The organism is Actinoplanes cyaneus (genome assembly GCF_016862095.1).
Classification (GTDB): Bacteria; Actinomycetota; Actinomycetes; order Mycobacteriales; family Micromonosporaceae; genus Actinoplanes; species Actinoplanes cyaneus.
In genome coordinates, this window is sequence record NZ_BOMH01000111.1 from 1 (window position 1) to 9,668 (window position 9,668).

General features: G+C 66.3%; 10 protein-coding genes and 3 pseudogenes. 7 read left to right on the forward strand and 6 right to left on the reverse strand.

Translation table 11 applies throughout. The annotated features are described in order from the left end of the window. Window positions 1-86: 86 nt before the first annotated feature. Window positions 87-986, forward strand: coding sequence for a hypothetical protein (locus Acy02nite_RS45530; RefSeq protein ID WP_203756358.1), 900 nt, complete (start codon window positions 87-89; stop codon window positions 984-986). A gap of 116 nt (window positions 987-1,102) precedes the next feature. On the opposite strand, the pseudogene Acy02nite_RS45535 reads toward Acy02nite_RS45530, so the two are convergent. After that, window positions 1,103-1,899, reverse strand: a pseudogene (locus Acy02nite_RS45535) (helix-turn-helix domain-containing protein). A gap of 197 nt (window positions 1,900-2,096) precedes the next feature. After that, the gene (locus tag Acy02nite_RS45540) at window positions 2,097-2,270 is read right to left on the reverse strand and encodes a hypothetical protein (RefSeq protein ID WP_203756360.1); all 174 of its coding nucleotides are present in this window, start codon (window positions 2,268-2,270) and stop codon (window positions 2,097-2,099) included. Between the two features lie 137 nt (window positions 2,271-2,407). Between Acy02nite_RS45540 and Acy02nite_RS45545 the strand changes: the two genes are divergently transcribed. Beyond that, on the forward strand, window positions 2,408-2,806 hold the full coding sequence (locus tag Acy02nite_RS45545) for a DUF4345 domain-containing protein (RefSeq protein WP_203756363.1): 399 nt from the start codon (window positions 2,408-2,410) through the stop codon (window positions 2,804-2,806). A gap of 323 nt (window positions 2,807-3,129) precedes the next feature. Continuing rightward, window positions 3,130-3,306, forward strand: a complete 177-nt coding sequence (locus Acy02nite_RS45550) for a hypothetical protein (RefSeq protein WP_203756365.1) — start codon at window positions 3,130-3,132, stop codon at window positions 3,304-3,306. A gap of 247 nt (window positions 3,307-3,553) precedes the next feature. On the opposite strand, the gene Acy02nite_RS45555 is transcribed toward Acy02nite_RS45550, so the two are convergent. From Acy02nite_RS45555 to Acy02nite_RS45565, 3 genes are all read right to left on the reverse strand, one after another. Continuing rightward, on the reverse strand, window positions 3,554-4,321 hold the full coding sequence (locus Acy02nite_RS45555) for a carbon-nitrogen hydrolase family protein (protein WP_203756367.1): 768 nt from the start codon (window positions 4,319-4,321) through the stop codon (window positions 3,554-3,556). Window positions 4,322-4,497: 176 nt separating this feature from the next. Further along, entirely contained in the window at window positions 4,498-5,307 is an 810-nt protein-coding gene (locus Acy02nite_RS45560) for a phosphotransferase (protein WP_203756377.1), read from the reverse strand. Between the two features lie 16 nt (window positions 5,308-5,323). Then, window positions 5,324-5,647 carry a glycine-rich domain-containing protein gene (locus tag Acy02nite_RS45565; RefSeq protein ID WP_203756379.1) on the reverse strand — a complete coding sequence of 108 codons (324 nt, stop codon included), beginning with the start codon at window positions 5,645-5,647 and terminating at the stop codon, window positions 5,324-5,326. Between Acy02nite_RS45565 and Acy02nite_RS45570 the strand changes: the two are divergent. The 3 genes and pseudogenes from Acy02nite_RS45570 to Acy02nite_RS45580 all read left to right on the forward strand — a co-directional run. Next, window positions 5,627-6,049: pseudogene (locus Acy02nite_RS45570) on the forward strand (IS701 family transposase); the annotation flags it as partial. The gene Acy02nite_RS45565 and the pseudogene Acy02nite_RS45570 sit on opposite strands and share 21 nt — an antisense overlap. Window positions 6,050-6,485: 436 nt before the next feature. After that, the gene (locus tag Acy02nite_RS45575) at window positions 6,486-7,733 is read left to right on the forward strand and encodes a helix-turn-helix domain-containing protein (protein WP_203756383.1); all 1,248 of its coding nucleotides are present in this window, start codon (window positions 6,486-6,488) and stop codon (window positions 7,731-7,733) included. 658 nt (window positions 7,734-8,391) lie between these two features. Then, window positions 8,392-9,006 carry a hypothetical protein gene (locus tag Acy02nite_RS45580; protein ID WP_203756385.1) on the forward strand — a complete coding sequence of 205 codons (615 nt, stop codon included), beginning with the start codon at window positions 8,392-8,394 and terminating at the stop codon, window positions 9,004-9,006. On the opposite strand, the gene Acy02nite_RS45585 is transcribed toward Acy02nite_RS45580, so the two are convergent. After that, the gene (locus tag Acy02nite_RS45585) at window positions 9,007-9,462 is read right to left on the reverse strand and encodes a hypothetical protein (RefSeq protein WP_203756386.1); all 456 of its coding nucleotides are present in this window, start codon (window positions 9,460-9,462) and stop codon (window positions 9,007-9,009) included. Between Acy02nite_RS45585 and Acy02nite_RS45590 the strand changes: the two are divergent. After that, window positions 9,461-9,668: pseudogene (locus tag Acy02nite_RS45590) on the forward strand (hypothetical protein); the annotation flags it as partial. The gene Acy02nite_RS45585 and the pseudogene Acy02nite_RS45590 sit on opposite strands and share 2 nt — an antisense overlap.

Sequence of the window (9,668 nt, forward strand, 5' to 3'; positions counted from 1 at the left end):
ACTGAGCGCATACGGCCGATGAGCCTGGCCAGGTTGGGCTGGCTGCCGGCGCCCTGGCTGCGACGATAACCATTACAGTCGCATTCGTGAGCGCAGATCAGGGTCTTGTCCGGGTGTCCGATGCGTTCGGCGTACGCCGTACTCGAGCCGGATCGATCCTCGCGGATGACGGGACGAACTATCAGGTCAAGTGGGATGACACCGATGAGGAAGAGCTTGTCCCGCGGGGCGCCGGCGTTCACGTCGCGACGAGGGGTTCGCTGCGTTTCCTGGCTCTGTCCGACTCCCGGCTGTTCCATGCCGTCTTCGCCCAAGAGCCCCTCGCGGTGGTTCTTCACCTGTTGGCCGAGTCGTCGGTCCCGCTGAAGGTGCGAGAGATCCGGGAGCGTCTGGCCGAGCTCGGTCTCCGGAACGAGACCTGGGCCCGGCACGGGCCCCGCGCGCTGGCGGTTCTGCCCAAGTGGCCAGATGTCGTCCGACGGCAAAGGGGCGACACTCTGGCCTATGCGTGGGTGGGGGACGACCTTCCCGAACTCCCGTCAGGGGCCGAGCCTGACCCGGAGCCGGCACCTATGCCCGCGCCTGTGTCGAAGCCTGTTCCATCTCCTGCCAAGCCGATCGCGGCTGCGCCACCGGCCGAACCGGCGGTGCCGTCCGCCGAGCGCCTTCGGCGCCAGATGAGCGCCGCGCGGAGCCTCGGCGAGGTCGCTCGCCTGCTTACGCTCCCGAGAGAGTTCATTGCTGAGCTGTCACCGGAGGTGGTTGCCTCGGCGCTCCGCCGGGTGGCCGCTGAGGATCGGCTGGTCGCTGGCTGGCTCGACGCCCTGACCGCCTCCGGGCCGATCGGTGAGCTGACCGAGGAACTGGCGACGGCCCGGGCGGCGAACGCCACACTCCAGAGCCGGGTCGATGAGCTGGAGGAGTGGTGGACGGCCCTTGAGCAGAGCACCGATCCGGGCGCCGCAATCCGTCAGCAGGGTAGCTGAGGAGCTTCGAGGGCATCGGAACCGGCGCGATCACCGTCGAGCGGTTGACCCTCCAGGACCGTGACATCGACCATTCGCTAGTGCGTTGACCACGAACGTTCGCCGGGTCTGAGTGGTCAGGCGGCCTGGGTTCGGGGTCGGCCCCAGCGTTGTTGTCGTTCGCTGCGGACCCGGGCTCGTTCGCGGCGTTGGGCGGCCAGGACGTCGGGGTGACGGGCGTTGGCGTCGCCGAGGCTGTAGCAGCCGTGGAAGTAGCGGATGCCGTGCGTGCGATGGTAGGTCGCCGGCAGCCGGTCCGGATGCGATCGTGGGGCCCAGCCGCGGCCGTGGTGCGGGCGGATCGACAGCGGCCCGAACTGGTCGAACGCGAAACACCGGTGGGGGAACGTGGTGGTCACTTCCTCGATCCGGTCGACTTTGGTGTCGAAGTCCGGATCTTTCGATTCCTTCTAGGTCCAGTTCGCTGCCAGCTGATCTCATTACGGCGCAGGATCTGCCGCAGCCGTTCCCGGCCGACCACGACCGGCCGGGTGGCGTCGGTGGCCAGGTAGTCAGCGAGTTTGCGCAGGCTCCAGCAGGTGAAGGGCCGCCCGAGCGTGCTCGGGCGGGCCTCGGCCGTCGCGACGATGAACGCTTCATCGTCGTCACTGATCCGGCGGGGACGGCCTCCCGCCCACTGAGGGTCCAGAGCGCGTAAGCCGATCTCGTTGAACGAGTGGATCACGTCGCGGACGGTGTCCTCATGTCCGGCGATCAGGTTCGCGATCGCCGGGACCGGCGTCCCGGACGCTGACGCCATGATGATCAGCGCCCGGCGTACCCGGACCGAATCATGCTTGCCTCTGCGGACAAGTTGTTGCAGCTTGCGGCCCTCTTCTTGCGTCAGCCGCCGTGCCCTGACCGGCTCGGTCAAACCATCACCCGCTCTCGACGACCGATATCACCGCCGTTGAGAGTGAGTCCTCGGCAAGGACTACCGATGGACGCGCCCCGGTGTGTCGCTGACCCGGTGAACGTTCATGGACAACGCACTAGGAAGCAGGGCGCCGACGACAGGCTGGTGGCCGAGGTTCCGCAGGACGCCTACCTGACGCTTTGGCGGCGGCCGGGTCAGCCCGCCGAGATCGTGGCGGCAGGCTGGTCAACGAGTTCGGCGCCAGTGGGGCGCTCAGCGAGGATCGCTGTGGCATCCAGGACAGCGGCGCCGGTGGCTGCCGCCGAGGAGCACGGCGGCACGATCGTGATCAGATGACCACGCTCGTCGCTCACCGCCGCCAGAACCATGGCCAGGACCGAGACTGCCCGGGAAACGGTATGACCGGCGTCGCCGTGATCCCGAAAATAGCTGGTCACGACCTTGGCGGGCGCGACCGCGACGGCGATCTGCGGACAGTCCCGCGCGGTCGACCATCATTGAGATCATGAACCGAAGGATTCTGCTCGTTCTGCTGGCTGTGCTGGGTGCCATCCCGGTAGTCACCGGACTGATAGCAGTCGTAGGAGGCTTGGGCTTCAGCCCGGACGAGACGAACGGCACTCCTTATCTCGACAGCGAATATCGTTTCCTGGGAATGTGGTGGGCGGCGGCGGGAGTGCTGCTCTGGTGGTCGTTGCGCGCACCGCAGCGGCGGGCCGTCGTGACGCGGGCCCTGCTCGGCGTCATGGCGCTCGGCGGCGTGGCCCGGTTGCTCGGCATCGCCATGACTGGGCTCCCGCCGGTGCCGTTCCGCGTGTCGATGGCCGTCGAGCTGCTGGTGATCCCCGCGCTGCTGGTCTGGCATCGGCGCGCTTATCCGGTGGTCCGGCCTGCTGCCACTTAGCCCCTCCGATCCGACTCGCAAGCCCATCTGCATCCTGCAGCCACCGGAGAGGTTGCCGTCCCGGCTGCGGGCGATGGTGGCCGCCAGGCCCGCAAGTCTCGCTTGACTGGTGCGTCGGCGTACTGCCAAGGCGTTTGGCCGTGTATCGCTGTCGCTGCCGGTCACCGATATCCGCAGCCATGCGACCTCGAGCGGGTGATACACGCCGCTTCGCCATCGATGGACGTGAGGATGTTTGCCGGCTGTTCAAGCGCTGAAGCCGGTGATGGGCATCGCCGCGGCGAACGATGGCTGACAGTGCATCGCCGACGACAGGCTGAATCATGATCGTTCTCGTAGTGGCCGCGATGGTTCTTCTCGGTAGCACGACCTGGCTGGCATTGGAGCAGCCCGTCGCCCGTGATCCGATGCGCAACCGCAGGCTGACCATCGTCGGCCTGCTGTTGTGCGGTTGTGTCGCAGTGGTTGCCCTCACGCTCACTCTCGTGACCTCGCCGTGACCGGGTGAACTTTTCTCCGATCTGCTCGACCGCAGGGTAGCTAGGCCCCTAACTTGACTTCTTCAAGAACATCGGGCAACGGAAGGCCCCTGCGATGACGGCCCCCACGGTGGACGTCACCACCAGTGCCGACGGCACGCTCATCATCCATCCCGGTGTGACGTCGTCGATCAGGGCCGCAGCTGCCAGCCGGGTCGAGGCCTGTTGCTCCGTGACGGTGGCTCGTCGGCGAGAAAGCGCTCGTGCCTCATCTCGAGACGATCGGGATGTCGGCCACCACGATGCCCGTGGTCATCAGCGGTACCTGGGCCACGATGTCGCCCTGCGGTGACATGATGCTGGTCGGGCCGTAGGCGATGCGGTCGTCGCGGGTGCCGGTGACGTCGGAGGACACCAGCCACATCCCGGTCTCGCGAGCCGGTTCGGCGCGCATGCTGTGGTGCAGGTGCTTGAACCGGGTCGCGGTCCGGCGGCGCATCATGTTTTGCGCCGCGACCAGCAGCAGGGTCGCTCCCTGCGCTGCGACCATGGCGGCTGGCTCCGAAAACTGCGTGTCGGAGCAGATGTTGACGCCGTACCGCGCGCCGTGCAGCACACTGGTCGGGTAGTCCTCACCGGGGGTGAACACCGATTCGCCGGGCAGCGGTCGGGTCTTGCGGTAGCGGCCGACGAGCCGCCCACGGTCAACGACGACGGCGGTGTTGAAGTACCTGCCGTCGTCGGCCTCGATGACACCGAAGACCAGGACCTGCTCGACGGAAGCGAGGCGGCGCAACACCGCAGCGAACCCTGACGAACCCAGCCGGAATGCGTACCGGGAGATGTGCTGTTCATCGGCGAGGTATCCCTGAAGGAAGCATTCCGGGAAGAGCAGCAAGTCCGCGCCGCGGCCATCTTCTTGGGCCGAGAACTGCTCGATGCAGTCGAGCGCGGCGCCGGGATCGCCCAGGATCTCCGGCGTTTGGCAGGCGCCCACCCGAACTACGCCAGCAGGTTTTTCACTTCGGTCAGCCACAGTCTGCCTCTGTCTTGATCATCCGACAATCCCCTCATCCCCGACGCCTCGGTGCCTGCCACGACAGCCGAACCCCCATCGCACTCAAGGATCCCGAGGATCGAACGCGTTCGCATCGAGCTGGTCCTTCACGGCGAGTCACTGTGAATCTGCCGGTTGAAGGCGGGCGCTCCTGTCTACGAGGTCGACCCCGGGCTGCCATCGCCACTAGCTGGTCCGGTCCGATGAGTGGCCCACTGTGAGGTCCATGCCGCGAGGTCATGCATCCACGGTGCGCTCGTCTCCGCCGCTTTGGCGGCCCACTTCTGCGCGTTCTTCGTCGCGAAGTAGTCCAAAACCTCTGGATCGGTCAGCCGCCACGCCGGGTGCCGCGCCAACCACTGTTCAGCCTGTTGAGGGGTATGCCCGGCGCCGATCAGCCAATGGGTGAGCGAGGCTAGCTCGAACCACGGGGCTGCCTTGGTGGCGAAGGCCCAGTCGACGACCCGTAGACCGTCTGGGGTGACGATCAGGTTGGCGGCGGAAAGGTCGGTGTGGACCAGCGTGTCGCCGTCCATGGCGGGATGCTCGAATCCGATACGCCCTTTGGGGTTGAACAGCGGAACGTCGGGCGCAGGTGTTTTGCCGATGACCTGCAGGAACTCGTCGAGCAGTGCGAGATCGGGGCTGCCCGGACTCAGGTCGGCGTGCCGGCCTTCGCAGTGTTCGAACGCCACCATCAGCCAGCCGTCCGCTTCGAAGTGCCACTCGATCGCGGGTGAGTGAGGCACGCTGACGGCCTCACCCACCCGCAGCTCGTAGCGCAGTGACCGGACACCGAAATCGGTATTGGCCGCCTTGACGAAGACCTGTCCCTTCGACCCGGTGACGGTAGCGGCTATCTCCGCATGGTCACCGGCCACAGCTGGGACGGCGCGAGCTTCGCCGACCCGGTCGGCTACCTCGCTCGTGACAGCCTCGGGCAACGCGGTCCAGTCAATGCGCATCGGTCAGTTAGCCCTTTCAGATTCCCGGGTTCGGCGGGCAGCAGGACTTCGCCTCGCCGTCCCAGAACTCGGGGTCGATGTAGTAGCCGGTCGCCTTCAGTGCCTGGCGGGTGTACTCCAGCGAGGAGCCGTCGGCCATGCCCTCGGTCAGGATCGGCACGTGGTGCACGAAGCTTCCCGCAATCTGCTCGCAGGCGGCGGCGTACGCCTCGGTGTGTTGCAACGACGTGTGCCAGGCCGCGTCGACCGGCTCGGTCGGGACGACGCGGTAGGACCGGCCGTCGGGCAGCAGCCGGCCGAAGTCGGGGTCGTGCTGCGAGTCGGCGAGCACCTCGGCCATCGCGATGGCGTGCTGATCGTCGATGAGATCGGGTTCGTCAAGAAGGGGACCCGCTCGGCTGGGGTGCAGCGTCAGTATTCAGGCACCGCCGGTCGGGTGGAGAACTGCCAGCTCGGGGTGTCCCTGGCGTATGCCAGCCCGGCAGGCCGGGCGTTGATCGACCGGGAGTTGTATCTGCCGAGGACGGGAATCGGTGATCAGCGGTGCCGGGAGGATGCTGGGGTTCCCGCTGAGGTGCAGTTCGCGACGAAATCGCAGCTCGGACAGGCCATGCACAGTCGCGCGCTCGACGCCGGCATGCCTGCGCGGTGGATGGCCGCGGACGAGGCTTACGGCCAGGACTCGAAGTCTCGGGCGTTCTGCGATCAGCGACGGGTCGGATACGTGGTCGTTCCGCAGGCCTCAGCGTGGGGCAGTCGGTGCTCAGGCTGGGGACCACTCGGGGAACAAAAGGTCTCGGCGGTGGGGCGGCCGACCTGCTGCCAGCGGGCCAGCCACTCGCGCAGAACCGTCGACGACGCCGAGCCCGGTGTCTTGGCGACGATCGTGCCGTCGGTCAGGATCACAGCTGCGGACGTGGCGGTACCGTAGCCGATCCCGCGGAGCTAATTGCGCAGCGACACCATGCTCAGACCGGGTTCGGCCGGGGCGGCGGTGACGGCGCTCCAGGATCGCCGATCGCCTTCCCGGTCCCCGTAGGTTTCGGTGTGCTTGGTCCGATCGTTCGATCACTCCTGTGCGCCTTACGTTCGTTTGACCCCGGTGACGTACCTTAGATCTGATGGCGGCCTTTTGTAGCGCCCGGCCGTCGTACCCTGACCGCTACCAGGGAGCCCTGATGTACAACGACGTTCCGGATCCTCACACCGACTCACTGGTATTCGGCCAGAGGCTGCAAATTCTTCGCACGCGCAAAGGCCTTACCCGAGACCAACTGGGGGGCCTGGTCGGTCGGTCCGGATCATGGGCGAAAGGATTGGAAACCGGTCGCCTAAAAACGCCTAAGCTGGACACCATCCTCGCTCTCGCCGAGGCGCTGCGTGTTCGCGATCTGTCCGAACTCACTGGTGACCAATCGTTGCACATCGACCTGTTTGCTGGTCCCGGCCATCCCCGCCTCGCGGCCGTCAAGGCGGCCGTGGATGCCTTCCCTGCCGTAACCGCGCACGAAGCGCCATCGACCGCCCATATCCAGGCGCGCTTAGCGCGTGCCTGGTCGGCAAGGCACTCCGCCCCGAATCACCGCGAAGTGATCGGAGCCCTGCTGCCGGAACTGATCCAGGATGCCCAGCTCGCCGCTCGGCAGGCTGAAACCGGACCGGCACGCCGGGCTGCGCAGGCCGTGCTGTCCGAGGTCTACTCGCTGAGCCAATTTTTCGTGGCTTACCAACCCGATGCCGCCCTGTTGTGGAGAGTGGCCGAGCGCAGCCTGATTGCGTCCCAGGAGTCCGAAGATCCTCACGCCATTGGTGTGGCAGCGTGGCTTGCCATCCAGGCACACCGTGACTCGGGGCCGGCACACTTCGATGCAGCTGACGCGGTGAATCTGGAGACGCTTAGATATCTCGAACCTCTGCTCGAGGATGCGACGGCCGACGTTCTGGCGATCGCAGGGGCCCTCACCTTCGAAGCCGGATATACTGCGGCTCGGCGCGGGGCGACCGGCACCGCATGGCGACACTGGGATACCGCCCGTACTATGGCAGCCAAGCTGCCGGTGAGCTACTACCATCCGGTCACCTCGTTCTCTGCGGCAATCATGGGGGCGCACGCTGTGACGGTGGCCGTGGAGCTCCGGCAGGGCGGGGAGTCGGTCCGACAGGCGGCGGCGGCCGAGGCGAAGACCATCCCATCCCGCCCTCGCCGCGCCCGGCACCGCATTGAGGAAGCACGCGGATACCACCTCGACAAGCAACCGGACGTCGCGCTGGTCACCTTGGAAAAGGCGCATGAGGCCGCACCCGAAACTATTCGGTACAACGGATACGCGAAAAGGATTGTTCTTGAGGAAGCCGAGTCTAAGGTGCCCGCTCGCCGAAGGCGCGCATCTGAACTCGCGGTGAAGATCGGCCTGCTGGCCGCATAAACGAGGGGGCACAATTTGTGCCCTTGCTTTCGCTGGCTCGCCCTTAGCCTTTGATCAGCGACGACGGGTGGGTTGTCAGGGATCGTCAGATCTCTAGGAACTTGTGAAGCCCCGGCCGCCGTCGCCCTTGAACACGGCGGCGGGTCAATCGGAGTTCCGTCCCGCCGCCGTCAGGGTCCCTGGAGCGGCTCGACGGGAGGCGATCGGCATGGGCGTACGGATGCAGCGGGCCCTCAGGCGGTGGACAGCGCGACAGGTCGAACCGTTGGCGGCCGACTTCGAGCGTGGCGCTCGCTGTGACTGCGGTATGGGCAGCTGCCCGTACGCGCCCTATCCCGATGATGCTGCGCTGTTCTCGGGTGCCGCCATAAGGATCGCAGCGGGTGGCTTTCGATGACTGCGCGCGACTACCCACTGGCATGCGCAGTTCACGTGCGAGTCGGGTCGGCGATGGTCAAGGTGCACTAGATCCACATGCAAGAGCGCCTCGCCGTGGTTGCTGTCGAACAGCGGACGCTCGACAGCGCCACGGCGGCGAAGGCACGGGCCGCGGCCATCCCGAAGACGCGACCCCTCCGCCTCTGAATAACTTCCGTGCCACAAATTTCCGTGCGCGCGAGAAGAGGTCCAGCAACATCGAGAAGAGAGGAACCCCCTCATGTCCGAAACCAATCTACCTACCCCGGCGGTCGTGGGTAAGCGGGCCGCAGAGGTTCTGACCGCAGTGTTTAACTCCGACGACTTCGACCGGCTCCGCAAGTCTTCGCTGTACTACACCGACTGCTGGGCCACGTTCACCGGCTATCCACTGATCGCGAAGTGGAGCCTCAAGGACGACTCGGAGCCGCTGTTCTGGGAGGGAATGCGCGTCCTCGCCCTCAAGACCGCGGTCTTCGAGCTGACCAGCGGTGACGAACACGCCGCCGAGCTGGAGATCAGCGCGCCGGTCGACGAGATGGTCCACGCAATTCTCGCCCAGTTCACCCTCGTGCAGAAGATGACCGCCGCGCTCGGCATCCAGTTCGTCCACATGACCGATCAGGAGCGATTCAGCTACAAGGTCGGCGGCTACACCGATCAGTGCTACGCGGCCGCCGGCTGGGGCGAGCAGAACCGGCGGTACTGGATCGGCCGGCCCGAGATGCTGCGCCGCCTCGACATCCTCGGGGAGCTCTACCAGAGCATCGGTTTCCAGGAAGAGGGCCGCAGCCACACCCACGACTTCAGCGAGCGGATCGACATGCCGGAGACCGTGGGCGCGACCAGCGTCTGATCAGTGCTGCCGGACCAGCTCGACCGTCAGCACCCGACGCATGGCTACCACCACGTCGCGTTCGGCGAACCGCTGATTGGCGATCTCCTCGGACGCGGCGAGTGCCTGGTGAATGCGGTCCGGTCCGGCAGCGCGGATCACGGCAATGATCCAACCCTCCAAATCCGTGACGTCGGACGGCACCTCCAAGGCGTCACGGGACGGTGCCGGCGGCTCCCTCATGACCGCCGGCACCGGCACCCCGGCCGAGCAGTACTCGCCGGGCGGCAAACCAACACGGTACGGGTGCACGCAGACCGGGACGTCCGTCATGACGTTGACCCGGCATCCCACCTCGGGGTCGTAGCGAGACTCGGAGCCGGGCTTGGCGGTCACGTCGAACTGTCCGAGCGGCAGGTTCTGCGCGGGGCAGACGATGCACGTCGCGTCTCGCAGCTCCTCGACCGTCATGCGCATGGCCGCACAGTACACCCACAAACCAGTCGAAAGCAGGCGACGAGTGAGCGTCATGACGAAACCGCGGCATGCCTTGGTCGATTCGGCGATACAACTCGCCCGGACCTGGTGTTCAGGCCACATCATCGACGGAGCCCCTGCCCTGGCGCATGCAATCAAGGTCGCGCGCAAAGCCGAACAGCACGAGCCGACCCTGCGGCCCGAGC

Bases quoted from the DNA above. Each gene is read 5' to 3' on its own strand.
- Acy02nite_RS45540 (WP_203756360.1), bottom strand. From the start codon at position 2,270: ATGGTTCTGGCGGCGGTGAGCGACGAGCGTGGTCATCTGATCACGATC.
- Acy02nite_RS45545 (WP_203756363.1), top strand. From the start codon at position 2,408: ATGAACCGAAGGATTCTGCTCGTTCTGCTGGCTGTGCTGGGTGCCATC.
- Acy02nite_RS45550 (WP_203756365.1), top strand. From the start codon at position 3,130: ATGATCGTTCTCGTAGTGGCCGCGATGGTTCTTCTCGGTAGCACGACC.
- Acy02nite_RS45560 (WP_203756377.1), bottom strand. From the start codon at position 5,307: ATGCGCATTGACTGGACCGCGTTGCCCGAGGCTGTCACGAGCGAGGTA.
- Acy02nite_RS45565 (WP_203756379.1), bottom strand. From the start codon at position 5,647: ATGGCCGAGGTGCTCGCCGACTCGCAGCACGACCCCGACTTCGGCCGG.
- Acy02nite_RS45575 (WP_203756383.1), top strand. From the start codon at position 6,486: ATGTACAACGACGTTCCGGATCCTCACACCGACTCACTGGTATTCGGC.
- Acy02nite_RS45580 (WP_203756385.1), top strand. From the start codon at position 8,392: ATGTCCGAAACCAATCTACCTACCCCGGCGGTCGTGGGTAAGCGGGCC.
- Acy02nite_RS45585 (WP_203756386.1), bottom strand. From the start codon at position 9,462: ATGCGCATGACGGTCGAGGAGCTGCGAGACGCGACGTGCATCGTCTGC.